The following is a 25,834-nucleotide window of genomic DNA, read 5'->3' on the forward strand; positions in this document are numbered from 1 at the left end:
GCTTAAAACGCATCAGAGATATTCAGTTTCAAAAAATTCGATTTTAAGGTGGTTTTCAAACTTACTATGTGGCAATACCTACCTTAATCGTAGATTGTGTAAGGAGAGTGAAATTCGAATTCGAAGCTTATGAATCGGTTGTACTGAGCCATTCTATCCGTGTATAATAGGTACAGTATAGTACAGATCGGAGCATGGGGGTGTAACAGTTGGAAGGTCAAGGCGATGCGATTACTAAACACGAGCAACTGCTGCAGCATATTGAAGGTCTTAAGGTAGGCACCAAAATATCTGTTCGCAAGCTCGCCAAAGAAATGTTAGTCAGCGAAGGGACTGCTTACCGTGCAGTGAAGGAAGCTGAGAATCTCGGGATAGTCATCACGAAGGAACGGATTGGTACAGTTCGTGTAGAAAAGAAACCTCGGAACATTTCAGAGCAGCTGACGTTTGGCGATGTAGTTGATATTGTTGAAGGGCATGTGCTCGGCGGGGCAAGTGGACTAAATAAACATCTGCATAAATACGTGATCGGGGCGATGAAGGTCGATGCAATGATCCGTTATATAGATGCTGACAGTCTGTTGATTGTAGGGAACCGCGATGATGTTCACTCTCTAGCGCTGGAGCAGGGTGCGGGGGTTCTGGTGACAGGGGGCTTTGGGACGAGCCGTGAAGTGAAGGCATTGGCAGACGAGCTGGATCTTCCCATTATTTCTTCGAGACATGACACGTTTACCGTCGCTTCAATGATTAACCGTGCCATTTTTGATAGATTGATAAAGAAAAAAATTATGCTGGTAGAGGATATTATCGACAGCAAACCGCGCCTGAATACGTTGAAAATCTCTAGTACCGTCGGCGAGCTACGACAGGTTTCTGAGGAAACTGGAGAGCAGCGCTTTCCCGTTACGGATGAATGGAACCGAGTCATCGGCATTATCGGTCGCCGCGATGTAGAGGAATTGACGGAAGGCCAGATCATTGAAAAAGCGATGATCCGCAGTCCGGTTACGGCTGCACTGCAAACCTCACTAGCCTCCGCGGCCCAGATCATGATGTGGGAAGGTGTGGATTTTCTACCCATAGTGGACCGTAACCGTAAACTGGTAGGCTCCCTAACCCGTAAAGAAGTGCTGCAAAGCTTACGCGATGTCCGGAATCAACCTCAGCTGGGAGAGACTTTTGATCATCTCATTTGGAATGGTTTTGCGGATGAGCGGGACGAAGAGGGACGATTGTTCTTCCATGGCTTTATTACGCCGCAGATGGCCACGGATCTTGGGACGATTTCTGAAGGAATATTGTCTACGCTTATGACGCTCTCGGCATTTAAAGCAGCTAAGGACATCACAGGAAATGATTATGTACTAGATAATATGTCCACTTATTTTATCCGACCGGTACAGATCGAACATGCGATCATTGTAATGCCGAGACTGCTCGAAATCAGCCGCCGTACCTGTAAGCTTGAAATTGAGATCAGCCACTCGGATACTCTGGTAGCCAAAGCTGTTCTGATGCTGCAATCCATTGATCATGGCTAAAAAATGGTTTGCTAGCTGGATAGCATACGGTAAATAGGATCGTATACATGCTAAATAGACTGCCCTCATCATTGAAAGAGAGGGGAGTCTATTTTATTCTTTCTATTCCGTCAGAACAGCAGCTAAGTTTTCGACTAGTGTTGTTCCTGGCTGCGGCTGCGACTACGGCTGTAAAAACTATAGCTGCGTAGCCCCGAGAAGATGTTGAACGCACCAATCAGCAGAAAGGCAGCTTCAACAATGATATTAACGGTAGAGCCGCGAAACAAAAACATGGATATCAAGGACAGCGTTACGAGCATAGCACCGAGCATCACATTCATGACGGAGCGTTTCAGTCCTTTATCTTGGGGATTTAAGGCACGGCGGGAGGATATGCTGAACGCAGCGGCACCGATTACAAAGATCACCAGCAGGATAAACAATAAATACTTGATAAATAAAACCATGGACAGCCAGCTCCTTTATCGTGTCTTGCAGTAGCCAAGAAGTAATTTCCACGTCTGTCCATTATTGTATCACACGATGGCTGTCAGCTGCGCTTAAAAGGACTGATTTCTACCCAGATTTGCAGGACGCCTTCCATGACGAGCATGGTTCGGATTTTGACAGAGTATTCCTTGTCACGCACAATGTATAGCTTACCATCCAACAGCAGTCTAACCAGTTTGCTGTCTGTATCAATATCGAACATGCTGCGGCCGCGCATCGGTTCCAGATCTGAGCCCATTTGGCTTATGATTAATTTTACAGTTACGGGGTCAAGTGGGGTATCTTCTTTGGATTTGCTTTCCTCCGATCGAATTTTGATTTCTCTGATCACGGTTGAGGTATTATTGTATTTTTTGAGTGTCTGAATATCTTTTTGATATTGCTCGATCTGTACACGCAGATCTTGATTATGCAGCCATAATACGTTATATCCTACATGGTAAATAGCATTGTATATGACAGCTCCTACGACGATCCCTAGCATGAATATAGCGGAGATCTGGGTGAATCTGCGAAAACGACTGAATGGTGGAACTCTCACTGGCGTTACCCCCTGCCGCACACCCATTTTACTAGCTCACTGCCCATATGGGCTCCTAGAAAAGCGAAGGCAAGATACATGATTTGTTTGATGGCGGGGGAGAGGTTGCCTCCAATCATGTTGCTTTCAATGACCCGTAAGGGGTCCATAGTACCTCCTACAGCGGCTGCTAGTGCCCATATTTTAATCCGATCTGCCACATCCAGCATCGTTTGCGTCGGCGGTTGCAGGGATACAACGGCGCCGATTCCGCCGAGCATAGCTCCGCCAAGCACGATGCCGAAGGCGATAAAGAAGTCGAGGATAGCTTTGCTCATAAAAATGCTCATACAGGCCCCTTCCCGGACGAGGCATTTACAAGCTTTGCCTGTCCTTATGCTCTTAATCCATTCTATGGGCGGGTCCCCCTTTAATATGATAAAATAGTTTCATCTTATGTTTGATTTTTGCAGTAGAGAGGAAGTGGGGTTATGAGCCCTTTCGTGCATTTGCATGTGCACAGCGAATACAGTTTACTGGACGGGGCGGCGCGCATTACCGATCTCGTGCGCCGGGCCGGCGAATACGGCATGAAGTCGCTGGCGCTTACGGATCATGGAGTGATGTACGGGGCCATCCCCTTTTATAAAGCGTGTAAAGAGAATGGAATCAAGCCGATTATTGGCTGTGAAGCTTATTTAACCGCGGGTTCACGCCGTGAGCGGGGCAGTCGAAAAGATCAACCGATCTACCACTTGATTCTGCTCGTCAAGAATGAAACCGGCTACAAGAACCTGATGAAGCTGATCTCTATCGGCCATCTGGAAGGCCATCATTATAAACCACGAATTGATATGGAAGTGCTGGCAGCTCATTCAGAGGGGATTATCTGCCTAAGTGCTTGTCTGGGCGGAGAAGTGCCGCAGCATCTGCTGCATGGACGTGATGAGGAGGCGCGCAAGGCTGCGCTGCGATATAAGGCGATTTTTGGCGAAGATTTCTATCTGGAGCTGCAAGACCACGGGATCTCCGAGCAAAAGAGAGTCAATCCCAAGCTGATCGCCCTTGCCGAGGACTGTGAAATTCCACTTGTGGTGACGAATGATGTCCATTATTTAGCGAAGGAAGATGCTGAGGTTCAGGATGTGCTGATCTGCATCGGAACAGGCAAAACGGTGGATGATGAGGAACGTCTCAAGATCGGAACAGATCAGCTGTTTCTAAAAAGCAGCGAGCAAATGGCGGCATTGTTTCCGCATGTGCCGCAGGCTATCGCCAATACCTTATTGATCGCAGAAAAATGTAATTTGGAGCTTACCTTCGGCAATCATATTCTGCCTGCCTATTCTCCGCTCCCTGAAGGCATGGATTCCGCTGCTTATTTGCGTGAGCTGTGCTGGAAGGGGATGGAGGAACGATATATAGATACACCGCAATGGACTACACCTGAGCAAAGAGAGACGGCTGAGAAGCGTCTGACCTATGAACTGGGCGTTATCGAGAGTATGGGCTTCAGCGATTATTTTCTAATTGTGTGGGATTTTATTGCTTATTGTCATCGTCAGGGAATTGCTACGGGACCCGGACGGGGATCCTCCGCGGGTAGTCTCACCGCATACTCTTTGCGAATAACTGACGTGGACCCATTGAAATATAACTTGCTCTTTGAACGTTTTCTAAATCCAGAACGGATCACCATGCCGGATATTGATATCGATTTTAGTGATGAACGGCGTGATGAGGTTATTGGTTATGTAGTGGAGAAATACGGCAAAGAACATGTGGCACAAATTATTACTTTCGGAACTATGGCTGCACGGGCTGCCGTTCGTGATGTAGGCAGGGTGCTGAACTTGCCTTATAACGAGGTAGACAAAGCTGCCAAGCTTATACCTGGTCAACTAGGGATCAGCCTTGCCAGAGCGCTGGAGAGTACACCAGATCTTAAAGCACTGTATGATAGCAATCCAAAGATAAAAGGGCTGCTGGATATGGCTATGAAGGTGGAGGGCATGCCCCGCCATGCTTCGACACATGCAGCGGGGGTTGTTATCTCGAAGGGTCCGTTGACCGATGCAGTCCCACTTCAGGAAGGTAACGAAAGTACGGCGTTAACCCAATACTCTATGGAGCATTTGGAGAGCGTCGGGCTGTTGAAAATGGATTTTCTGGGTTTGCGCACGTTGTCGATTATCGAACGCTGCATGAATTCGATTAAAGAAATGAGCGGAAGTGTTCCGGATTTCCGTGTTATCCCAGATCATGATCCAGCTACGTATGAAATGCTTGGGGCTGGTGAGACAACAGGGGTCTTCCAGCTGGAGTCGGCGGGCGTTAGACGAGTACTTAAAGATCTGAAGCCTAACGGCTTTGAAGATATTGTATCGGTTCTAGCGCTGTATCGTCCCGGTCCGATGGAATTTATCCCGAAATATATAGCAGGCAAACACGGTGAGATTGAAGTAGAGTATCCACATTCTGATTTGAAGGCTATTTTAGCGGACACCTATGGGATCATTGTGTATCAGGAACAGATCATGCAGATTGCTTCTCTGATGGCGGGCTTCTCGTTAGGAGAAGCGGATCTGCTCCGTCGAGCGGTCTCAAAGAAAAAACGTGAGACGCTGGATAAGGAACGGAGCCATTTTGTTCAAGGCAGCTTACAGCAGGGGTATAATGAAACGGATGCAAATGCTGTTTATGACATGATCGTGCGCTTTGCTGATTACGGCTTCCCGCGTGCTCATGCCGCGGCTTATGGAGTACTGGCTTTCCAGACAGCCTATCTCAAGGCACATTATCCGGTGCAGTTTATGGCGTCTATGTTGACCGCTGTAATGGGCACTCACCGCAAGGTAGCGGAGTATGTGCTGGACTGCCGCCGCACAGGCATCGGCGTGTTGCCGCCGGATGTGAACGAGAGCGGCGTATTGTTTACTCCGGTTCCAGGCGAAGGAACCGGAACCGGGCATATCCGCTTTGGACTCGCAGCCATTAAGAACGTCGGCACGCTGGCAGTGGAGAACATTATGGCGGTCCGCAAGGAGCGGCCGTTCGACAGTCTGCTAGATTTCTGTCGACGTGTGGACCTGCGGGTCTGCAATAAGCGGGTAGTGGAATCTTTGCTGCAGGCGGGAGCTTTTGACTGTCTGCCGGGTCATCGCGCCCAGCTGCTGGCTATGCTGGACGAGACGGTTGACGCTGCGCTGAAATGGCGCAAGGAGCGGGATGAACTGCAAATCCAGCTGTTCGACGATTTGGTGGAGACACCGAACTGGGAAATCCGCTATCCGGATATCCCTAAGTTCACCATTGGCCAGCAGCTGGAGATGGAACGTGAGCTGCTGGGGTTATATCTTTCGGGCCATCCGCTTGATGATAGCGCGGAACTGCTTGAGGAGCCCGGCATGCAGCGGCTGATGGATCTTGGTGAAGCCGCGGATGAGAGCCAGACGGTTACGGCCGGAATGGTAGTATCCGTTAAGGAAATTACGACGAAGCAAGGAAAATCGATGGCCTTCGTCGAATGGGAAGATCAGATCGAGCGCTGCGAGGTCGTACTCTTCCCTGAGGTGTGGAAGCGAAGCCGCAGCTTGATTGCCAAGGGCGCGCTGCTGGCCTTGCGCGCTAAGGTTCAGCAGGAAGACGAAGGCTTCAAGCTGCTGGCCGAGGAAGTGGCGCTGCTGTCTGCGGAGGCTCTCCGCGGGCTGTTGCAGCGCCGCAGTGCCGCCGCGTCCCGCTCGTACAGCGCGGGACGCTCGGCCTCGGCAGGAGCGCCGCCACGCGGCGCAGCTCCTGCTTCCCGGACCAGCGGTGCCGCCACTGGTCCGGCTGCCAGGCCAGCAGGCGGCACAACGCCGCCTGCAACACCTGCACAGGCCGCGCCAGCAACAGCGGCGACCTCAGGCCAGCGTGTCTTTATCAAGATCACGCCGGCCTCAGAGAATGCAGCGTTGCTGTCGCGCCTGAAAGAGCTGCTGCAGAATCATCCCGGTCCAGCTGCGACGCTTCTGTTCTATGAACAGGATCAGAAGCTCCTAGCTCTTAGCGATAATTATCGAATTAAGCCGTCCGAGGAACTTTTCGCGGCGATCGAGGTTATGCTGGGTGCAGGTACGGTAAGAATAAAATAAGAACAATTCTCCCCTTTTCCGCATACATTAGGAAACCACAGGGCACATCCCTGTACGGAAAGGGGAGTCGCAGCATGTCCTATCAAATGGCAGTAGATCTGTTGGAACGCAGAGGTGTATCACTTTCCTCCATTGCTGAAATCGTATATATTTTACAATCGGTTTATTATCCTGGTTTAACCAAGGATGAATGTCTGTCCAGCGTCAAGTCTGTTTTGGGCAAAAGAGAAGTGCAGTATACTTTAATGACAGGTGTTGCTCTTGATGAATTAGCCGAGAAAAAACTGCTTCCACAGCCGCTGCAGGCGGTAATGGAGGCTGATGAATCCCTCTACGGAGCGGACGAGACTCTGGCACTTGGTATTACAGGGGTATATGGGATGATCGGACTGACAGGTTTTGGGTATTTGGACAAAATAAAGCTTGGAATCATTGGTGAACTGAACGATGATAAAGGTAGGATTCATGTATTCTTGGATGACCTTGTTGCCGGCATTGCTGCCGCCGCTTCCGCCAGAATTGCTCATCGGCATGAAGGGGCAAAAGTATATCCTTTAGGCACGGACAAGGAATAATTGAGCCCCTTTATTTCGTTTGAACAAGTTCCTCAGTCTTGCTTCCTATGCCCTACTCCTGTTGCGGGAAAAAAGAAAACTGTGTTATCATAATTCCATTATACGGGATACGGCTGGGAATTAAGATTGGGGAGGCCTTGCAGGGCATGTGGACGGTAATATATATCGCGCCGACCGCCAGAGTGGCGGATATGATTAAGAGTAAGCTGACAGAAGAAGGTTTTTTGGTAGAATGCCGTCCAATCAATATGTCCAAGCAGCAGTTTGAGATATTGGTTCCTTCAGGTGAGCTGGAGGAAGTACAGGAAGTCCTTAATCTTATTCTGCATCCCTGAGTTTCTTACAAGACAAAAGTCATGACAGCGGCAAGCTGCATAACGCAAATAAACGGCTGAAGAGGTGCGGGTGTGTTCAAAGATTTATTTCAGAAGAAACGGAAGTACGCGACTATTCCTTCAGAACGTCTGGAGCGGAGCGGCGGGCCTGCGGAAGGCGAACGCCCCAAACGTGAAATCCCTGAAGGATTAATGAGCAAATGTAATAAATGCGGAACGATCCAGTATAGTAAGGAATTAGAGAAGAACCTAAAGGTATGTCCTAATTGTGGTCACCACTTGCGCCTAAATGCTGTGGAGCGCATTGCAATGACATTAGACCCTGAGGGCTTTATTGAGTTTGACAGTGAAATGTATTCTATCGACCCGCTGAAATTTCCGGGTTACGCTTCCAAAGTGGAGCAACAGCAGCTGAAATCTGGACAAACTGAAGCCGTAATTACGGGTCAGGGTTCCATTGGTGGCCATCCAGTCATCGTAGCTGTGATGAATTTTGAATTTTTCTCAGGCAGCATGGGCTCTGTAGTAGGGGAGAAGATCACCCGTGCGATAGAAGAGGCCACAGAGCAACAGCTTCCACTCCTTATTTTCTCTACTTCAGGTGGAGCGAGAATGCAGGAGAGTATTCTTAGTCTAATGCAAATGGCGAAGACCAGCGCTGCGCTGGCTCGTTTTAACGAGGTTGGAGGTCTTTACATCTCGATAATTACGGATCCTACTACCGGTGGAGTATCTGCGAGTTTTGCCAGCCTTGGTGATATAATTATTGCAGAGCCTGGAGCGGTATTTGGTTTCGCAGGACGTATAGTCATTGAGCAGACCATTCGCCAGAAGCTTCCGGATGATTTCCAGACCGCTGAATTTAATCTTCAGCATGGGTTGCTTGATATGGTCGTGCACCGCAAAGAAATGCGCGCTACATTGACTAAAATTTTGGAGCTGCATGACGTGAAAGGGGGATTTTAGGTTGGCAGGAGAGTTGCCTTTTGAAATGCCTCTGGTAGAAATGCGCAAGAAGATTGCTGAACTGAAGCAGTTTGGCGAAGAGAAGGGTATTGATTTTACGGACGAGGTAGCTAGGCTGGAAGAACGATACCGTGTGCTGGAGGAAGAGATATATTCTAATATTTCTCCTTCGCAAAAAATGCATTTGGCTAGACATCAAGGACGTCCGACTTCCCTTGATCTTATGGGGCAGATCTTCACTGATTTTATTGAACTCCACGGTGATCGGATGTTTGGGGATGATCTTGCTATTGTAGGTGGCATCGGTAAACTAAATGGGTTGCCGGTTACAGTTATTGGCCAGCAGCGCGGTAAAGACACCAAAGAGAATATTTTACGATTCTTCGGCAGTGCACACCCTGAGGGCTTCCGTAAAGCGCTGCGTCTGATGCAGCAAGCGGACAAGTTCAAACGTCCCATTATTACCTTCGTGGATACGAAAGGTGCATACCCAGGCAACACAGCCGAGGAAAGAGGTCAATCCGAAGCGATTGCCCGTAATTTACGCGAGATGTCTCAGTTTGGTGTTCCTGTAATCTGTGTGGTCATCGGTGAAGGCGGAAGCGGTGGCGCCCTGGCATTGGCGGTTGGGAATAGAGTGCTCATGCTGGAACATGCCATTTATTCGGCGATATCTCCTAACGGAGCGGCCTCTATTCTGTGGAAGGATGCTTCGAAGGCTGATCAAGCGGCAGAAGCCATGAAGATAACGGCTGCTGATCTGCTTGAGATGGAAGTTATAGAAGAGATCGTACCAGAGCCTAAAGGCGGCGCTCATCGGGATTACGAAGCAACAGCAGCGGCGATTAAGGATGCATTATGGCGGCATCTGCAGGAGCTAACCCAGATGAACTCAGTGGAATTGAAGGATGATCGATACCGTAAATTCCGTAAAATTGGTGAGTTTGCAGAGGCTCAGCAGGAACAAATTTTTATTGAAGAAGAAGTGAAGTCAGAAGTGTAAAAGTGCAAAATCATTTGCACTTTAAGACATATAGCTATACTTAGTGGGTCTTTTGGATATAGTGTAAAATATACAATTTATTGGAATTAAAATAATCTCGATCCACTAACGGGATTATTTTAATTTTTTTTATGTTTACAGAAAATTCGACTTAAAGTTACACCCAAAAGTGCCTACAACATTGATTTTGTGTCTGGTTTGCAGTAATATTCATAAGGGCGTACTTAAAGGCACATGTGACAAAGTTCCTATTTTATTAGTTAGCCTTGTAGTAGATTTTGTAGTTGGAAAAAGTGAGACAGAGAGAACGAAAAAACGGAGGAAAACCTAATGCGGAAAAGTAAAATTGTATGTACGATCGGACCTGCGAGTGAATCGTTGGAGAATATCAAAAAATTGATTTTGGCTGGTATGAATGTGGCCCGTCTGAATTTCTCCCACGGCGATTTCGAAGAGCACGGTGCTCGGATCAATACGATCCGTCAAGCATCTAAGGAACTGAACAAAACAGTTGCTATCCTGCTCGATACTAAAGGACCGGAGATTCGCACAGGCAAGCTGGAAGTAGAACCGATTGAACTTGTTCAGGACGAGTACCTGACACTGACTACGGAAGAGATCCTTGGTAATCAAGATCGTATTTCCATCACGTACAGCGAACTTCCTAACGATGTTCAAGTAGGATCCACAATCCTTATTGATGACGGTCTGATTGGTTTGACAGTTGTCGACATTCAAGGTACAGAAATCAAGACCCGTATTGTAAACGGTGGTACGATTAAGAGCAAGAAAGGCGTTAACGTACCAGGAGTAAACATCTCCTTGCCGGGTATTACGGAAAAAGACACCAACGATATTCTTTTTGGTATCGAACAGGACATCGATTTTATCGCCGCTTCCTTCGTTCGCAAAGCTAGCGACGTTCAGGAAATTCGTGAGCTGCTTGAGAAAAACAACGCTTCTCACATCCAAATCATTTCCAAAATCGAAAACCAACAAGGTGTTGACAACCTTGATGAAATTTTAGAAGCTTCTGACGGCCTGATGGTTGCTCGTGGTGACCTTGGTGTTGAAATCCCAGCTGAAGATGTACCTTTGGCTCAAAAATTGATGATTCAAAAATGTAACGTTGCTGGTAAACCAGTAATCACAGCTACACAAATGTTGGATTCCATGCAACGCAACCCACGTCCTACTCGCGCTGAAGCAAGTGACGTAGCAAACGCTATTTTAGATGGTACAGATGCAATCATGCTTTCCGGAGAAACTGCTGCTGGTAAATATCCAGTAGAATCCGTACTTACAATGTCCCGCATTGCTGAGAAAGCGGAATCCGCTCTGAACCACCATGAAATCTTCATGAAACAACAAACTGCACAAGAAACTACAGTTACAGAAGCAATCAGCCAATCCGTTGCAATTTCTGCTTTGGATCTGAACGCTAAGGCTATCATTTCTTCGACTGTAACAGGTCATACTGCACGCGTTGTTTCTAAATACCGTCCTAAAGCACCAATCATTGCCGTTACAACACAAGAAAGAACTATGCGTCAATTGTCCCTCGTTTGGGGCGTAACGCCAGTGTTCGGACAAGTTGCATCTTCCACAGATGAGCTGCTGGAAACAGCAATCAAAGGTGGTAAGGATTCCGGTCTGGTTCAAACTGGTGACCTAGTTGTGATTACTGCAGGAATTCCACTTGGACGTTCTGGTTCCACTAACTTGGTAAAAGTAAGCACAATCGAGTAGTTCTCGATTGGCTTCACCTGTTTAGCAGGTTCCATAAAGCTTAATTAAAGGGTTGTCTCAACTGTAGTGAAAATCTACAAGCGAGGCAGCCCTTTTTTTCGTGTTTATCAACATATTCGATTGAAGATTATGTTAAATCCATTTATGCTGTTAGTAACAAATCTTGAATGATAGGTTCGAGTATTTTTATTTGGGGTATGTTCGTTTGACAGTAAAAGAATCCCCACGATGGTTTGGACAAGAAGGAACGGCGATAGTAGCGTTATTTTGCACCATGATTCCTCCCATATTGAGAGTGAGCCTTGGACTTTTGCCATTAATTCGACAGAAATAGAAGCAAGTAGGGGAGACACGCGCCAGCTTTGCAATTGAGCCGTCTACCTCGGGAGCCTCCATAATCCATTCGCCAGAGGTTTGTGGTCCGGTATATCGCTGTAATGTTCGAAAAATCCAATTTCGGCTCAAATTGCGGAGCGTAATCGTCCATTTGTTGCGGCCTACCTTCGTGATGTTCGCTTTTATATGGTCTCCAGGGCTCACTGGAAGGGGAATTACCGTTTCGACATCAGGTAGGATTTCCCACCAAGCGTAATACCGGGCACGGCCATTTACGAATTCATGGCCTGTACCCGTTTGGATCAGGCTGCTGTTCTTGAAACCGTCAATACCAATCCAAGCAGAGGAATAGGAAGGTTTAGAGGTTGGTTTTACATATGGAACGATCCATTCACCGGCAATGCGGTTAAAAGCCCCCTTTTTTCCAGTGATCGTATATCCGCTCCAGTTTGTTGAAGACCAGCCGAAGCCGGAGCTTTGAAATTTGTTCGCATTAGATTTGTCTTTTAGACATGGATGATTGACCCGATTAGAATTTTGCTTATCATTCAACTTGTCCACCGCCTTTATAGTACTGCTATATTAAATGCGGTGATTACATAGGAAGTACGGGTGTTCTGCTAAAATATAAGAGAGTGCAATGCTTGATTAAGAAGCTGGAGAGGATTTGTAGCTTAAAATGGAAAAATTATCGAAGCTGCGTGGCTTTTATCTGTTTTTAGGATTGGCCGGCGGTTCATTTGGCTCATATCTAACGCTGCTGCTTGTCCACAATGGACTTGATAGCGGGCAGATAGGTATACTAATGGCAACAGGCACGCTAATTGCGATCACGATTCAGCCAATATGGGGAATTGTCTCGGATCGGTATAATCAGACGCGTTTGGTACTAATCCTAAGTGTGGCGATACCGGCTTTATTAGCCGTCTTTTACCGTTCGGAATATTTTATAGTGTTACTGCTGGTGTATACCCTCTCCACAATCTTTTCCTCGACACAGGCGCCTATAGCCGATTCTTACGCGATTTCAGCGGCGAAGAGGGCTGGGGCTACTTATGGCAGTATAAGGCTTATGATGAGCATTGGAGCGGCTGTGGGCGCCTATTTAGGCGGATTGTATGTATCGTCCTTCTCTGTATCCACGATATGGCTGCCCTTTCTTATGTTTAATCTGATTGCTGTTCTTATTGCATTGACGCTGCCGAAGCAGGCAGAAGAGAATCATATGATGCGGCAATCGTTTTCTCAGGGGGTTAAAAAGCTGCTGGGGAATCGGGTGTTCCTAGCGTTTTTGGGTGGCAGTTTTCTTGTGAACCAGACGATGACTGCTTTTGGAACCTACTTCGTCATTGCGTTTCAGTCGGTTGGAGGTTCAACTCGTTATGCAGGAATTGCGCTTTTCCTCGCATCTGTAACGAACGTGCCCTCCATGCTGTTTGCTTCCAAGGTAATCAAAAAGCTGGGGCGCGAGCGGACGCTGCTCCTTGGCGCACTTATTTATGTCTTGCGGTGGGGTATTCAGGTGGCTTTCCCTTATCCATCCGTAATGATTGGAGTGCAGGTACTGCATGGTCTATCATTCGGGTTCTTTTATATTGCTGCCGTTGAATATGTATCTCAGATCACCTCTAACGAGATGCAGGCGACTGGGCAAAGTGTTTTTAATATGGTGTTCTCGGGTTTTGCCGGTGTTGTTGGCAATTTATTAAATGGATTCTTGCTCAATCAAGGCGGCGTAGAAGTGATGAACCTGTCTTGTATGTTGAGTTCAATTGCAGGAGCGATGCTGTTATTTTATGTCGCCAGAAGCTCCCGAAGCAAACTATCGACGACAAAGCTATCTTCAGACGGGGCCCGGGCCTAAGCTCTCCCTGCTGCCTATGCCGAAAGGAGTATTTATAAATGGAATTACAGCAAGACGGCTTGCGAAGCCGATGGTATGAGTCTACCCTGCGTGTTCGATACCAGGAAAGTGATCAGATGGGCGTAGTGTATCATGCGAATTATTTGAACTGGTTTGAGTCTGGCCGTACGGAGTTGTTACGTCAGCTTGGCTTTACTTATCGTGAGCTTGAGAATCAGGGAGTGCTGCTGCCTGTTACCTCAGCCGATTTGCAATTTAAAAGTCCGGCGCGATATGATGATCTTATCTCCGTGTATGCGCGAATGACTACCTTTTCAGCGTTAAGAGTCGCATTTGAGTATCAGGTGCGGAGGCTCTCGGAAGCAGAAGGTAGGAATTTAGAGGGTTCAGCGGCTACTTTGGGACAATTGCGGTCGATGGACCTCCCTGGGGAACTGCTGGTTACCGGCTCGACAAATCATGTTTGGGTGAATCGAGAATGGAAGCCTGCCAGGCTGGATAGAGCCCTACCGGAGCTGTTTCACGCGATTAAAGGAGCGCTGCGGGAAGAAAGGGGTTCTGTATGATTAGAAGCAAATGGTTGTGGGCTGCATTATTTATCATTCCTGCCGTGGAATTATTCGGCTTTATCTTTGTAGCAGATCAACTTGGAGCATTCAAAACGCTGCTGCTTATGTTGACGACCTCGGTTATCGGACTATTGATGATGCGTTTCGAAGGGAATAAAGTGCTGCAAGACAGCAGAACACATATGCAGGAGGGACGCGTTCCTGGCCGGACGATGCTGGATGGCCTATGCATTTTTTTCGGTGGCTTACTGCTGATCTTACCTGGCTTCATAACGGATATTGTAGGTTTCTCCTTGGTGTTTCCGTTGACTCGGCCTTTGTATCGTATATTTTTGCTGAAGTGGATTGAGAAAAAGATGAAAAACGGCACCTTCACCTTTTACCGCCGCTAGTCATAATCAAAACAAAAACAGAGCGGGCACCTGTCATTGATAGGAGCCCGCTCTGTTTTGCTATTCCAAGTATTGTAGGGTATTGTTTATTATCTTAGTCTTCCGCTGACAATATAGCTGTGTAATGCGTGAAATACACCTGCTCGGTTAAAGGCTACAAGAATAACTAGAATAACGGGACCGATGATCAGCCCAAGCATACCGAACAGCTGCAAACCTGCAAACATACCGACCAGCATAGCAAGGGGATCAAGCCCAATGCTGCTGGCGAGCACTTTCGGCTCAAGCACTTGGCGGGTTACAAGGATAACGGCATATAGGATAGTAAGTCCGATCCCCAGTGCCAGATTGTCTGTCATGTAAGAGTATAACGCCCACGGAATCATTACGATTCCAACCCCTAAATAAGGCAACAGATCCACAAAACCAATCATTAAGCCAATAGCGAAAGCAGATTTTACACCCAAGAGCAGCAACCCGATCACGACAATGACCGCTGTAATGGAGATCAGGATTAGCTGAGCCCGGAGATAGCCGAAGAGAGCTTTTCGCAGATCCCGCCAGATACCCGATACCGGCTTTAAGAATGGGGCTGGCAGCCAGCCTGTGAGTTTGGCATTATGTCTTTCCCAGCTAGTACTAATAAAAAAGGCAGCGAGAACGACCACGATAAGAATTGTACCCATACTGGGTAGAGCGGAGATCAGCTTTAAGATCACATTAAAAAATCCGGTCACCACTTGCGTAACTGCGTAACCAACGGTTTCCGTTGTTCTGCTGATATTGCTGTCAATGGTGGCGTGATAGTCAGGATTGTCGCGGTAGAACTGATTTATCTGGTTAATGATATTCTGTATGCTTGCATTCTGGCTCAAGGACAGCAGAAGCTCTCTCCATTGGTCCGTATGAAGATTAAAGGTCTGCAGCAGCACGATCAATTCTTTCACTAGCCTTGTAATCATCGCGGTCAGTACTAGTGCGGTTCCGCCTATGTAAAATAGCAGCGAGAGCGATACCGCCAGCCACGCTGGGAGCTTAAGGCCTTTAAGAATCAACACTAGTGGATGCATGATATAAGCGAGCAACCAAGCGAGCAGGAGGGGGTATAACAGCGGAAGCAATAAATAGATTGCCAGCAGGAGGATAGAGGTAGCCAGAACGACCCACAGGCCGCGCAGCAGTCTTTTTAATGCTAATCGGTCCATACGAAGATCTACACCTCCTTCATTCCTGCGGATGCAGGGGAATAAAAGCTCGTCTTCATATATATTCATAGAACCTATTTAAAGACTAGGAAACGGGATAAATATTGGGCTGAACCGGATGCTATAAACTAAAATCTCAACTGTGAATCAAGGGTTTAGAAGTTTTTTTCTATCTCTGTGATAAAATCATTTGATGCGCTGCAAAGCTTCCACATTGTTCACATAACCGACAAAATCCAGTATGATGAATAAAGATTCGATTACGAAAGTCAGACAACATCCTCGCCGGATATGTCCTTGAACTGCACTCCTTAGATTTTTCAATGCTTTAAATTGGAAATGTTTATATGAAACCGAGAATGCTTTTTATACCTTGTTGGCAAAGGAGAGATATGCTATGACAGCTACCAAAGGCTTGGAAGGTATCGTTGCAACAACTTCATCCATTAGCTCTATTGTGGATGGGGTACTCACTTACCGTGGTTATGATATTGATGATCTCGCAGAAAATGCTACCTTCGAAGAAACCGCTTATTTATTGTGGTTTGGCAGTCTACCAACAACACCAGAGCTGGAAGCGCTCAAACGGGATTTCAGTGCTTTCGCACGGATTCCTGAGCCAGTCATCGAGCAAATGAAGCTCTATCCAAAAGACACCAACACCATGGCAGCATTGCGGACTGCTGTATCAAGCCTTGCTCTCTATGATGAAGCGGCTGACGATATGAGTAGAGAAGCTAACGAGATTAAAGCAGTAAAACTACAGGCACAGCTCCCGACGGTTGTGGCGGCCCTATCGCGTATTCGCAAAGGTCTGGAACCTGTGGCTCCTAAAGAAGGCGTCTCGATTGCCGAGAACTTCCTGTATATGTTATGGGGAAAAGAGCCTGACAGTGTATCTGTTAAAGCGCTTGATACCGCACTTGTGCTTCATGCGGACCATGAGCTGAATGCTTCAACTTTTGCAGGCAGAGTTACGGTTGCAACCTTGTCCGATATTTATTCCGGCGTGACCTCCGCTATCGGCGCACTAAAGGGTCCACTTCACGGTGGGGCGAATGAAGCCGTTATGAAGATGCTTGAAGAGATCGGAAGTTTGGAAGCGGTTGAACCTTATATTCGTAAGAAGCTGGATAACCGCGAGAAGATCATGGGCTTCGGCCATAGAGTATACAAAAATGGTGATCCACGTGCTAAACACCTGATGAAAATGTCACTTGAACTTGGCACAATGAAAAATGATACTACGCTGTATGATATGTCCGTAAATATCGAGGAATTGATTACCGGACAAAAGGGACTTAAACCGAATGTTGATTTCTATTCGGCATCAGTTTATACACAGCTGGGTATTGAACGTGAGCTGTTCACTCCTATCTTTGCAATTAGCCGGACTTCAGGCTGGACTGCACATATTCTGGAGCAATATACAGATAACCGTATTATCCGGCCACGTGCAGAATACACAGGTATGATTGAACAGAAATACGTTCCAGTAGACGAAAGATAGAAGGGCAGCCTTGCGGGCTGCTCCTAAAGTTTAGTAGAATGAACCCTAGAATATATGCAATAATGCATATTCATACGTAGAGAGTTTTGTTCGAGGCTTGTCCATGAGAAATTAAATCCCACAAAACTTTAGGAGGAATACACTCAAATGTTGAAACTAGAAAAATTCGATCTGCCAACAGAAGGCGAACAAATCACAATTAAAGATGGTAAACTGCAGGTTCCTAATCATCCAATCATTCCTTTTATCGAGGGTGACGGCACAGGCCGTGATATTTGGAAGGCTTCCAAACGCGTACTTGATGCAGCAGTAACTAAAGCTTATGGCGGCACAAAGCAAATCGCTTGGTACGAAGTTTTTGCTGGCGAAAAAGCCTTCAATACATATGGCGAATGGCTGCCAAATGATACTTTGGAGGCAATCCGTGAATATTTTGTAGCTATTAAAGGTCCACTTACGACTCCAATCGGAGGCGGTATTCGTTCATTGAACGTAGCTTTGCGTCAAGAGTTGGATTTGTACGTATGTCTGCGTCCAGTTCGTTATTTCGAAGGGGTTCCTTCTCCTGTTAAACGTCCTGAGCTGGTGGATATGGTTATTTTCCGTGAGAATACGGAGGATATTTATGCAGGGATTGAATATCAAGAAGGTTCTGCTGAAGTGAAGAAAGTCATCGAATTCCTGCAAAAAGAGATGGGAGTTAACAAAATCCGTTTCCCTGAAACTTCTGGTATTGGTATCAAACCAGTATCCTCCGAAGGTTCAAAACGTTTGGTACGCGCTGCTATTGAATATGCGATCAAACACGGACGCAAGAGCGTAACGCTTGTGCACAAAGGAAACATCATGAAGTTCACTGAAGGTGCCTTCAAAAACTGGGGTTATGAAGTTGCTGAGCAAGAGTTCGGAGATAAGGTCTTCACTTGGAATCAATACGATGTGATTAAAGAACGTGAAGGTGAAGCTGCTGCCAATGCTGCTCAGAAGGATGCTGAAGCTGCGGGCAAAATTATCATCAAGGATGCCATTGCGGATATCGCATTGCAACAAGTTCTGACTCGTCCGACTGATTTTGATGTTATTGCTACCTTGAACCTGAATGGGGATTACCTGTCTGACGCGCTTGCTGCGCAAATCGGCGGTATCGGTATCGCTCCTGGAGCGAACATTAACTATATTTCTGGACATGCGATTTTTGAAGCCACTCATGGCACCGCACCTAAATATGCAGACAAAGATGTTGTGAACCCTGGTTCCGTGATTCTGTCCGGCGTAATGTTGCTGGAGCATCTGGGTTGGCAGGAAGCAGCAGATCTGATTTATAAAGGTATGGAAACAGCTATTAATAACAAAACCGTGACTTATGACTTTGCCCGCCTGATGGAAGGCGCAACTGAACTGAAATGCTCTGCATTTGCCGACGAGATTATTAACCACCTCTAAGATAGGCTGGCTCAACCAACTGAATATATTGAAGTTTAGCTAATACAAGCTATACCGATACCGTTCTAGGAGGAGAATCCTTGGCAATCAAACGTTATAAAATTACAGTTGTAGGTGCCGGTTTTACTGGGGCTACTACAGCTCTTATGCTTGCTCAAAAGGAGCTTGGTGACGTTGTGCTGCTTGATATCCCACAAATGGAGAACACAACCAAGGGGAAGGCACTAGATATGCTGGAAGCAGGTCCTGTACAGAAATTTGACAGTCAAATTACAGGAACCTCAAGCTATGAAGATGCTGCGGATTCAGATATTGTAATCATCACTGCAGGGATTGCCCGTAAACCTGGAATGAGTCGCGATGATCTCGTGAACACCAATGCAGGTATTGTGAAGTCGGTATGCGAGAACATAAAACGTGTAGCACCAGATTCCATTGTAATCATTCTGAGCAATCCAGTTGACGCTATGACCTATGCGGCATTTAATGCGCTGGGTTTTCCGAAGAGTCGCGTAATTGGACAATCCGGAGTGCTGGATACAGCCCGTTATAACACGTTTATTGCACAAGAGCTGAAGGTATCTGTTGAAGATGTACGTGGTTTCGTATTAGGCGGACACGGCGATGATATGGTACCGCTCGTAAGGTATTCCAGTGTCGGTGGCATTCCAATTGATACATTGATATCTGCGGAGCGTATTGATGAGATTGTGCAACGTACACGTGTGGGTGGCGGAGAGATTGTTAACCTCTTAGGAAATGGTAGTGCTTATTATGCACCAGCGGCTTCTTTAGTTCAGATGGCGGAAGCTATCTTGAAGGACAAAAAACGGATCATTCCGGTTATCGCTTTGCTCGAAGGAGAATATGGCTACGATAACCTGTTCATGGGTGTTCCGGCGTTACTTGGTGCCAATGGTATCGAGAAGATTTTTGAACTGGAGCTTACAGCTGAGGAAAAAGCGGCTTTAGATAAGTCTGCTGAATCCGTGCGTAGCGTAACAGCTGTGCTAACTGTATAGATTGTGACAGAGGTATGAAGAAACCCCCATTTTGTTCACTTAAAATGGGGGTTTCCTTTTCTTCTCAAGCAATAATGGGTATAATTAAATGTAACTATTATCACAGTTAAATCGGAGGAGATATGTTATGGATTGGAACGTGTTGTTTTTCTTACATATGATCGGAACCTTGGCACTTGGCTTCTACCTTGTGCTACCCTTCATCCTAGGACGTGCAGAGAAACTGTCGTCTGGGGCTAAAGAAGGAACGTTAAGTGCAGTAACCGGATTTAATCGTTTTGCGCAGTATGGATTGGTGATCCAACTCCTTACAGGCGGTTATATGATGACCAAAGGTGATTATTCAGTAGCGTGGATGATTATTGTTGTTGTGTTATTGCTAGCGATGTTTGCACTTGGCGGTATTATGAGCAAGCCTTTGCGTCTTGCAGCAGCTGGAATTCGTGAGAACCGCGACGTTAGCGCAGAGACTGGCAAATTGCGCACACTTAGTGCACTGCTTACGGTGTCATTGCTACTAATGTTATTCTTCATGGTGTTTAACGATATAGTTTAATCTATAGCGAATTATACCCGCCTCCGTAATGGAGAGCGGGTTTTTCGTATGTTCCGGTAATTTATCTTCATAAAACGTTAATCCCTGATAGGATTCGTATAAGATTTCGGCCGGTAATTTAACGGAGAAACACCCGTCCATCGTTTGAATTGTCGGCTGAAGTGGCTCTGGGAAGCAAACCCGAGTTGTTCAGAAATCCTCTGTATTTTTAAATCGGTATGAAGCAGCAAATGTTTTGACTTCTTTAATCTTAGATTAGTTATGTACTGCCTAGGAGATATCTTATATACCTTTGTAAACAACTTATGGCACTGCACCCGACTTAAGCAAAGCTGCTCAGCAATCAAATTAACCGTGAGCTCCGGCAAATGAATATTGGCTGCAATATATTTTTCGATCTGATGAGCAGTTTCCACCTCGTACAAAGAGTTTGCTTGTCGCGCTGCGTTGGAATTCTCCGAATTCGAGAGCTGTACATCAATGAGTTCAGTCAAAATCATCAGGATGATCGCTTGCAAACGAAGCCTTTCTTTTACAAGAATCATTTCTTCAGTTTCCTCGGGAAATCCAGTGGAGGCCGTCGTGGCGAGAATATTGTTCTTAATAAATTCATCCAAATGTTCCAGTTGGTGATTTAATCCCGAATGCTGCATTTGCTGGTTATTCCATTTCTGTACAGCTTGAGACTGAAACCAATCACGAAACTTTAAATCGTCAATATCGAAATGAAAGGAGAGGTAGATATAGTTGCTCAGGCCAGAATTAACTACATAATGACGTAAGCCAGGTGGAATAATTAACCAATCTCCTTTACCAAAGGCAATGGAACTTCCTTCTACATATTGATGGGAGTTGCCGTCGTAGCAATACAATAGTTCGAAGATTTTGTGATGATGATCAGGGTATGCCCACCCAGGTTCTGCTACACGATAATGAACACCGATCAGCTGCAGTGTACTCATAATGTTCGGAAAGCTGACTTTGTAAGCGATAGGAGTTCTCCTCCTTAGGATCAATAGGGATGTTCTTAATTATATCAAGGATACCTATACATATGACCATTTTGCAGTGTGAGCCGTTGATCATTCCATGGTTTTCTTTACAAAAGGTCAAAAAAAAGAATGAAATCATCATTTGAATCACTTTAGAGAACAGGGATAATGGAGGAACCTAGGGAAGTATTTCGAGAAACGGAAGGAAGTGTAATGAAGTGGGAAAGTTGTGTAGGAATATACTAATCTTATCTTCTTTACTAATGGCTTCATTGACTCTTACTCACGGTACAACAGAGGCAGCCTTTATAAAAGATGGGGCAGAGAGGCAACCTCCAACCCAAATTGCACGCGTATACAAGTTCAATTTTACAAACCAAGTTAAAACAGGGTATCAATCCGTTAGGTATGATCCTAATCACGGTGTACAATTGTATGACTCATCTTTAGGTTATGGTTTTGTTCAAGAGACCAACGCTTTACCCGCCAGAGAAGTGCACACCGACTCAATTACATCCGATGGAACAGGTTTTTTCATCACAGAGCCTAATTTTTTTGCTGAACCTAAATCTGAGAAAGATAATTATAACAACTACGGTATGGCGTTTCGAATGGATGCGCCCCCTGGAACCTACAACATATATGTAAAAACGACTTCTGACGCAGAGGATGGGATCGTGTCAGTATCCGGAATGCAGACCAGCCGCTTGTTGAAAAGTGGACATTGGGACGCTGCAAAGCTTGTACCCGTCAAGCATACGGCTGTAGCCAAAGGGAAAGAGTGGACTTATACGTATGTAAACGGCCGTGACCATATAGATATTGAGATCGAACCGAACAAAGTGAACACAGCTGTGGGGATTGAGGAGATCATACTGGAACCGATTTTGCCACAGCATAGAGCAGTTGGTGCTCTTCCGAATTTATTTATACTTGGAGATTCCACGGTCAAGTCCTACACCTTCGACGAAGCACCAATGAGTGGTTGGGGCCAGATTATTGGCAGTATGTTTAATCAACATAAATTGAGTGTAACTAACTATTCCATGGGAGGACGCTCGTTTAAAAATGCCTATACAGAAGGTCGACTGAACGACATTTTACTGAATGGCAGCATTGGAGATTATGTGTTTATTCAATTCGGACACAATGATGAGAGCGCAGATGAGTTCAGACGTTACGGCAGAGGTTCGACAGAAGCAATGTATGAAAATTATCTTAAAGAAGTTTATCTCCCTGCGATTCAAGCCCGGGGCATGATACCAGTACTGGTAACCCCAATGTCCAGAATTAAAGGGAATGCAAGTCCGGGATATATCTATGAAAATTCTTTTAAATCAAGAAAGTTTGTAGATATTCTTAAACGGGTCGCAGATGAATCTGGAGTTACACTTATTGACCTTAACTCGGAAAGTCTGAAATATTATAACGAGATCGGTGTAGAAGCAATAACAGCCCTCTTCATGTCAATTGAAGCCGGAGAAACGCCAGGCAAAACAAATGACGGAAGTTACGCTAACGGGCATCCTTCAAAGAAAGTCGATGGGACTCATTTTAAAGAAGCGCTCTCCAAACAATTTTCACGGATGATTGTCACGGAGCTTGTAAAGAAAGGTGCTACTGGCGATTCTACTGCTGCCTCTATTACTCCTTACCTTAAAGGGAACGTTAAGCATGCGGCACTAACAGGGAACTGGGGTAAGATTTTTCCGGAAATAACGAATGATACGACGACCGGGGAAGCTGCATATTACCGTAATCAAATTGAAAAATTAATCCAGCTGGGAGTAATGGACAAAGACCGTCAAGGGAATTTTAATCCGGATACGGAGATGACAGTTGCTGAATTCACACGCAGTATTTCTAAGTTAATGAAAGTGGAAAGATCAGATCTTGCCTATTATCCGAAAGGTAAGCTGTCACGTGAAACGATGGGTGCTATTCTCTATGACGTTTACCAAATAAAGTTTGCTAATAAACCTAAGTACATGACTGATTATAACGGCACAGCAGTAGTGCCAGGAGCTCCTGGCTATGATTCGAATCTGGAGCCAGGAGCTAGAGGTGCGATGTACTATCCTCTTGTATCCTGGACGCAGCTTGTTGATACAGCGGACATTTCTCCTTATTTAATTTCAAAAGTGAAAAGTGCATATGAATTAGGACTCATTAGATCTGAAGTGGGGATTGCCAGAGGCGAAATGGTCAATGGGACAGAACTAGAACCTAAAGCTATAGTGACCCGGGAGAAAGCGGCCAAAGCTCTGTACTTTATGTGGGTGCTGGAACATGAAGTGAATGCAGAAAATCATGTTTCTTCTCTAAAATAGTTAGGGTGAACAATTCAAGGCACAGCAGCGATGCTGTGTCTATTTGTATGCAGTGAATTCCTCTCCACTTACAGCAGTATATCTCTCACGGTTGTTTATATCTACTTTCATTGTGGTAAGTAAGATTCGTAAAGCAATTTAAGAAAATGACAAACCCAGCGTATAAACGTGCATAGTTGTGCCATCCTAAGACGATCAGTTAACTATCAATTTGCTTAACGAGAGGAGATAGGGAAGATGTCAGGCAACAATAAACAAGCTACAAAAACCTTACCCCCACAGGAGCAGCATCATCAGCCAGGGATTGAGAGTGAAATGACGCCGCTGCCCAAATACGAGCCGGCAAATTATAAAGCAGCAGGTAAACTGCAAGACAAGGAGGCATTAATTACCGGTGGAGACAGCGGAATTGGGCGTGCAGTTGCTGTGCTTTTTGCTAAAGAAGGCGCTGATGTGGTCATTTCATATCTTAATGAACACTCAGATGCAGAGGAAACTAAACGTCAGGTCGAGCAGGAAGGCCGCAAATGTATCCTAATTCCAGGTGATATCGGTGACGAGAAATTCTGTAAGGATCTTATTAAACAGACGGTGGAGGGCTTAGGAAAGCTTGATATTCTCATCAATAACGCGGCAGAGCAACATCCGCAAGCTAAGATCGAGGATATTACTTCCGAGCAGCTTGAGCGTACTTTCCGTACGAATATATTTGCGATGTTCTATTTAACAAAAGCAGCTATGCCTCATTTAAAAGCAGGATCTACCATTATAAATACAACTTCAATTACCGCTTATCGCGGAAGCCCGCAGCTGCTGGACTATTCATCAACTAAAGGAGCTATTCTTAGCTTCACACGATCCTTGTCCACGAATCTGGCAGAGAAGGGCATACGGGTAAACGGTGTTGCACCAGGTCCAATCTGGACACCGCTGATTCCCTCTACCTTTGATGCAAAACAGGTTAGCGAGTTTGGAGGTACACAGCCTATGAAACGGCCTGGACAACCAGAAGAGCTGGCACCAGCCTATGTATATCTGGCCTCTGACGATTCCAGTTATGTGACTGGACAGGTTATTCATGTAAATGGTGGCGAGGTAGTAAACGGTTAGATCAGTACAGCTAATGTGAATAAATGGGTGTATTTCAATAAAAAAATATGTTACTATAAACCACGTTAGCATTTTAAAATTGTATATTTATGTCACTAGGGGTGCCGATTGGCTGAGACGGAATGGATTTCCGGACCCTTTGAACCTGATCTGGTTAAGACCAGCGTAGGGAAGTGGAGGACGAATTTCTGTTATCGGGCTATTTATAGTGCCGTCTATATACAGATTCTGACTGCCTTCCTTACGGGAGGCAGTTTTTTTGTTTTTTACTGACCTATAGGGAAGTGAGAGAGGAGATCGTGATATTGCAAGCTGAGATCCATCTAATATCAGACGGCAAGCTGCAACTGAGACATTTTGTTGAACTAGCTGTCACGGTGCAGATATGGGTCGATTATATTCACCTGAGAGATAAGCAATGTCCTGCACGCGAACTACTCGCTGCGGCACAGGAGCTGTTGGCTGCCGGTATGCCCGCTACCAAACTGATAATCAACGACCGAATAGATGTAGCCTTGGCAGCTGGTGCCGCGGGGGTTCAGTTGGCCTGGCACAGTCTGAGTCCGGGTACAGCCCGGCGAATTGCACCTCAGCTTCGGCTGGGGAGATCGGTTCATTCTCCGGAAGAAGCGGCGAATGCCTCAGAGCAGGGAGCTGATTATTGCTTGTTTGGTCATGTATTTCCCTCGGATAGCAAGTTAGGGCTGCCCGCACGTGGGTTAGAGCTGCTTGCAGAAACGGTGAAGACCAGCTCTATTCCTGTAATTGCTATTGGCGGAATTAGCCCCGCTAATGCGGCACAGATCATTAGACAAGGTGCGGCAGGAGTTGCTGTGATGTCCGGTATTTGCGGAGCGGATGATCCTTATGAGGCCGCCAAAGCTATTCATATGGCGGTTCATTCATGGCCTGGAGGTAACAGCATGGGCGAAGGGGGTGATTCAGAATGAAGCTGTTGATTAACGGGAAATCCGCAGAGTGTTCTGGTGGTATTCAAACTATAGCTGATTTGATCAGTCTTCCTGAGTGGTCGGGTCGTCTGATGATCATTGAGCTGAATGGAGAAATTGTCAGTAAGGAGAATTATGAAAGTACTGCTCTGAGCGAGGATGATCGTTTGGAACTGGTGCACTTTGTTGGTGGGGGTTGAGATGGAGCGGTATAGAATTTTGAGAAATTTATAAGAAC

Annotated in this window: 24 protein-coding genes and 1 riboswitch; of the genes, 18 read left to right on the forward strand and 6 right to left on the reverse strand. The window is 46.0% G+C overall.

The window, feature by feature from the left end:
• Positions 1–209: 209 nt before the first annotated feature.
• Positions 210–1,544, forward strand: coding sequence for a DRTGG domain-containing protein (locus MHI25_RS09920; RefSeq protein ID WP_076124897.1), 1,335 nt, complete (start codon positions 210–212; stop codon positions 1,542–1,544).
• A gap of 134 nt (positions 1,545–1,678) precedes the next feature.
• On the opposite strand, the gene MHI25_RS09925 is transcribed toward MHI25_RS09920, so the two are convergent.
• The 3 genes from MHI25_RS09925 to MHI25_RS09935 all read right to left on the reverse strand — a co-directional run bounded on the left by MHI25_RS09925 (position 1,679) and on the right by MHI25_RS09935 (position 2,906).
• Entirely contained in the window at positions 1,679–1,993 is a 315-nt protein-coding gene (locus MHI25_RS09925; protein WP_340395345.1) for a YtpI family protein, read from the reverse strand.
• Positions 1,994–2,076: 83 nt separating this feature from the next.
• Positions 2,077–2,577, reverse strand: coding sequence for a DUF4044 domain-containing protein (locus MHI25_RS09930; RefSeq protein WP_038569663.1), 501 nt, complete (start codon positions 2,575–2,577; stop codon positions 2,077–2,079).
• Between the two features lie 5 nt (positions 2,578–2,582).
• Positions 2,583–2,906 (reverse strand): YtrH family sporulation protein, encoded by a 324-nt coding sequence (locus MHI25_RS09935; protein ID WP_036678886.1) that lies wholly within the window; start codon positions 2,904–2,906, stop codon positions 2,583–2,585.
• A 141-nt stretch (positions 2,907–3,047) separates the two neighbouring features.
• Here MHI25_RS09935 and MHI25_RS09940 point away from each other — a divergent pair, with 141 nt between their 5' ends.
• The 6 genes from MHI25_RS09940 (at position 3,048) to pyk (ending at position 11,317) form a co-directional block, all read left to right on the forward strand.
• Positions 3,048–6,689, forward strand: coding sequence for a DNA polymerase III subunit alpha (locus MHI25_RS09940; RefSeq protein ID WP_076304382.1), 3,642 nt, complete (start codon positions 3,048–3,050; stop codon positions 6,687–6,689).
• Between the two features lie 74 nt (positions 6,690–6,763).
• Positions 6,764–7,264, forward strand: coding sequence for a phosphatidylglycerophosphatase A (locus MHI25_RS09945; protein WP_036678892.1), 501 nt, complete (start codon positions 6,764–6,766; stop codon positions 7,262–7,264).
• Positions 7,265–7,410: 146 nt separating this feature from the next.
• The gene (locus tag MHI25_RS09950) at positions 7,411–7,599 is read left to right on the forward strand and encodes a hypothetical protein (protein WP_036678895.1); all 189 of its coding nucleotides are present in this window, start codon (positions 7,411–7,413) and stop codon (positions 7,597–7,599) included.
• Between the two features lie 72 nt (positions 7,600–7,671).
• Positions 7,672–8,565: an acetyl-CoA carboxylase, carboxyltransferase subunit beta gene (gene accD, locus MHI25_RS09955; RefSeq protein WP_076124903.1), complete on the forward strand. Its 894-nt coding sequence runs from the start codon at positions 7,672–7,674 to the stop codon at positions 8,563–8,565.
• A gap of 1 nt (position 8,566) precedes the next feature.
• On the forward strand, positions 8,567–9,568 hold the full coding sequence (locus MHI25_RS09960; RefSeq protein WP_036678900.1) for an acetyl-CoA carboxylase carboxyltransferase subunit alpha: 1,002 nt from the start codon (positions 8,567–8,569) through the stop codon (positions 9,566–9,568).
• 330 nt (positions 9,569–9,898) lie between these two features.
• Positions 9,899–11,317 carry a pyruvate kinase gene (pyk, locus tag MHI25_RS09965; protein ID WP_038569666.1) on the forward strand — a complete coding sequence of 473 codons (1,419 nt, stop codon included), beginning with the start codon at positions 9,899–9,901 and terminating at the stop codon, positions 11,315–11,317.
• A gap of 186 nt (positions 11,318–11,503) precedes the next feature.
• Here the strand turns inward: pyk and MHI25_RS09970 are convergent, their stop codons facing one another.
• Positions 11,504–12,205, reverse strand: coding sequence for a G1 family glutamic endopeptidase (locus MHI25_RS09970; protein ID WP_076281018.1), 702 nt, complete (start codon positions 12,203–12,205; stop codon positions 11,504–11,506).
• A gap of 127 nt (positions 12,206–12,332) precedes the next feature.
• On the opposite strand from MHI25_RS09970, the gene MHI25_RS09975 reads away from it, so the two are divergent.
• From MHI25_RS09975 to MHI25_RS09985, 3 genes are read left to right on the forward strand one after another with little or no spacing between them, the layout of a single operon-like run.
• The gene (locus tag MHI25_RS09975) at positions 12,333–13,517 is read left to right on the forward strand and encodes an MFS transporter (protein WP_036678905.1); all 1,185 of its coding nucleotides are present in this window, start codon (positions 12,333–12,335) and stop codon (positions 13,515–13,517) included.
• A gap of 38 nt (positions 13,518–13,555) precedes the next feature.
• On the forward strand, positions 13,556–14,083 hold the full coding sequence (locus MHI25_RS09980; RefSeq protein ID WP_038569667.1) for a thioesterase family protein: 528 nt from the start codon (positions 13,556–13,558) through the stop codon (positions 14,081–14,083).
• Complete coding sequence (locus MHI25_RS09985) at positions 14,080–14,478, forward strand: FxsA family protein (RefSeq protein WP_076124906.1); 399 nt, start codon at positions 14,080–14,082, stop codon at positions 14,476–14,478. Before MHI25_RS09980 ends, MHI25_RS09985 begins: the two co-directional genes overlap by 4 nt.
• An 89-nt stretch (positions 14,479–14,567) precedes the next feature.
• Here MHI25_RS09985 and ytvI read toward each other — a convergent pair whose 3' ends face one another.
• Complete coding sequence (gene ytvI / locus MHI25_RS09990) at positions 14,568–15,683, reverse strand: sporulation integral membrane protein YtvI (RefSeq protein WP_076124908.1); 1,116 nt, start codon at positions 15,681–15,683, stop codon at positions 14,568–14,570.
• Between the two features lie 397 nt (positions 15,684–16,080).
• Between ytvI and citZ the strand changes: the two genes are divergently transcribed.
• The 4 genes from citZ (at position 16,081) to MHI25_RS10010 (ending at position 20,214) form a co-directional block, all read left to right on the forward strand.
• On the forward strand, positions 16,081–17,193 hold the full coding sequence (citZ, locus tag MHI25_RS09995) for a citrate synthase (protein ID WP_036678915.1): 1,113 nt from the start codon (positions 16,081–16,083) through the stop codon (positions 17,191–17,193).
• A gap of 147 nt (positions 17,194–17,340) precedes the next feature.
• Complete coding sequence (gene icd / locus MHI25_RS10000; protein ID WP_036678918.1) at positions 17,341–18,636, forward strand: NADP-dependent isocitrate dehydrogenase; 1,296 nt, start codon at positions 17,341–17,343, stop codon at positions 18,634–18,636.
• Positions 18,637–18,716: 80 nt separating this feature from the next.
• Positions 18,717–19,658, forward strand: coding sequence for a malate dehydrogenase (gene mdh / locus MHI25_RS10005; RefSeq protein ID WP_076100099.1), 942 nt, complete (start codon positions 18,717–18,719; stop codon positions 19,656–19,658).
• A gap of 127 nt (positions 19,659–19,785) precedes the next feature.
• Positions 19,786–20,214 carry a hypothetical protein gene (locus MHI25_RS10010; protein WP_340395346.1) on the forward strand — a complete coding sequence of 143 codons (429 nt, stop codon included), beginning with the start codon at positions 19,786–19,788 and terminating at the stop codon, positions 20,212–20,214.
• Positions 20,215–20,291: 77 nt separating this feature from the next.
• On the opposite strand, the gene MHI25_RS10015 is transcribed toward MHI25_RS10010, so the two are convergent.
• On the reverse strand, positions 20,292–21,176 hold the full coding sequence (locus tag MHI25_RS10015) for an AraC family transcriptional regulator (RefSeq protein WP_340395347.1): 885 nt from the start codon (positions 21,174–21,176) through the stop codon (positions 20,292–20,294).
• Positions 21,177–21,469: 293 nt separating this feature from the next.
• On the opposite strand from MHI25_RS10015, the gene MHI25_RS10020 reads away from it, so the two are divergent.
• The 4 genes from MHI25_RS10020 to thiS all read left to right on the forward strand — a co-directional run bounded on the left by MHI25_RS10020 (position 21,470) and on the right by thiS (position 25,796).
• On the forward strand, positions 21,470–23,536 hold the full coding sequence (locus MHI25_RS10020; RefSeq protein WP_340395348.1) for a GDSL-type esterase/lipase family protein: 2,067 nt from the start codon (positions 21,470–21,472) through the stop codon (positions 23,534–23,536).
• A 237-nt stretch (positions 23,537–23,773) separates the two neighbouring features.
• Complete coding sequence (locus MHI25_RS10025; RefSeq protein ID WP_340395349.1) at positions 23,774–24,646, forward strand: SDR family oxidoreductase; 873 nt, start codon at positions 23,774–23,776, stop codon at positions 24,644–24,646.
• An 87-nt stretch (positions 24,647–24,733) separates the two neighbouring features.
• Positions 24,734–24,835: riboswitch (TPP riboswitch) on the forward strand.
• 110 nt (positions 24,836–24,945) lie between these two features.
• A complete protein-coding gene (locus tag MHI25_RS10030) occupies positions 24,946–25,596 on the forward strand; it encodes a thiamine phosphate synthase (protein ID WP_340395671.1) in 651 nt (216 codons plus the stop codon).
• Entirely contained in the window at positions 25,593–25,796 is a 204-nt protein-coding gene (thiS, locus tag MHI25_RS10035; protein WP_038569682.1) for a sulfur carrier protein ThiS, read from the forward strand. Before MHI25_RS10030 ends, thiS begins: the two co-directional genes overlap by 4 nt.
• The last annotated feature ends 38 nt before the right edge of the window (positions 25,797–25,834 follow it).

Source organism: Paenibacillus sp. FSL E2-0177, from assembly GCF_037992975.1.
Classification (GTDB): Bacteria; Bacillota; Bacilli; order Paenibacillales; family Paenibacillaceae; genus Paenibacillus_AQ; species Paenibacillus_AQ odorifer.

What these genes read in the sequence shown, in the direction of transcription:
- MHI25_RS09925 (WP_340395345.1), bottom strand. Translation starts at nt 1,993, where the DNA reads ATGGTTTTATTTATCAAGTATTTATTGTTTATCCTGCTGGTGATCTTT.
- MHI25_RS09935 (WP_036678886.1), bottom strand. Translation starts at nt 2,906, where the DNA reads ATGAGCATTTTTATGAGCAAAGCTATCCTCGACTTCTTTATCGCCTTC.
- MHI25_RS09940 (WP_076304382.1), top strand. Translation starts at nt 3,048, where the DNA reads ATGAGCCCTTTCGTGCATTTGCATGTGCACAGCGAATACAGTTTACTG.
- MHI25_RS09945 (WP_036678892.1), top strand. Translation starts at nt 6,764, where the DNA reads ATGTCCTATCAAATGGCAGTAGATCTGTTGGAACGCAGAGGTGTATCA.
- MHI25_RS09950 (WP_036678895.1), top strand. Translation starts at nt 7,411, where the DNA reads ATGTGGACGGTAATATATATCGCGCCGACCGCCAGAGTGGCGGATATG.
- pyk (WP_038569666.1), top strand. Translation starts at nt 9,899, where the DNA reads ATGCGGAAAAGTAAAATTGTATGTACGATCGGACCTGCGAGTGAATCG.
- MHI25_RS09975 (WP_036678905.1), top strand. Translation starts at nt 12,333, where the DNA reads ATGGAAAAATTATCGAAGCTGCGTGGCTTTTATCTGTTTTTAGGATTG.
- MHI25_RS09980 (WP_038569667.1), top strand. Translation starts at nt 13,556, where the DNA reads ATGGAATTACAGCAAGACGGCTTGCGAAGCCGATGGTATGAGTCTACC.
- MHI25_RS09985 (WP_076124906.1), top strand. Translation starts at nt 14,080, where the DNA reads ATGATTAGAAGCAAATGGTTGTGGGCTGCATTATTTATCATTCCTGCC.
- ytvI (WP_076124908.1), bottom strand. Translation starts at nt 15,683, where the DNA reads ATGGACCGATTAGCATTAAAAAGACTGCTGCGCGGCCTGTGGGTCGTT.
- citZ (WP_036678915.1), top strand. Translation starts at nt 16,081, where the DNA reads ATGACAGCTACCAAAGGCTTGGAAGGTATCGTTGCAACAACTTCATCC.
- icd (WP_036678918.1), top strand. Translation starts at nt 17,341, where the DNA reads ATGTTGAAACTAGAAAAATTCGATCTGCCAACAGAAGGCGAACAAATC.
- MHI25_RS10010 (WP_340395346.1), top strand. Translation starts at nt 19,786, where the DNA reads ATGGATTGGAACGTGTTGTTTTTCTTACATATGATCGGAACCTTGGCA.
- MHI25_RS10015 (WP_340395347.1), bottom strand. Translation starts at nt 21,176, where the DNA reads ATGAGTACACTGCAGCTGATCGGTGTTCATTATCGTGTAGCAGAACCT.
- MHI25_RS10020 (WP_340395348.1), top strand. Translation starts at nt 21,470, where the DNA reads ATGGCTTCATTGACTCTTACTCACGGTACAACAGAGGCAGCCTTTATA.
- MHI25_RS10025 (WP_340395349.1), top strand. Translation starts at nt 23,774, where the DNA reads ATGTCAGGCAACAATAAACAAGCTACAAAAACCTTACCCCCACAGGAG.
- thiS (WP_038569682.1), top strand. Translation starts at nt 25,593, where the DNA reads ATGAAGCTGTTGATTAACGGGAAATCCGCAGAGTGTTCTGGTGGTATT.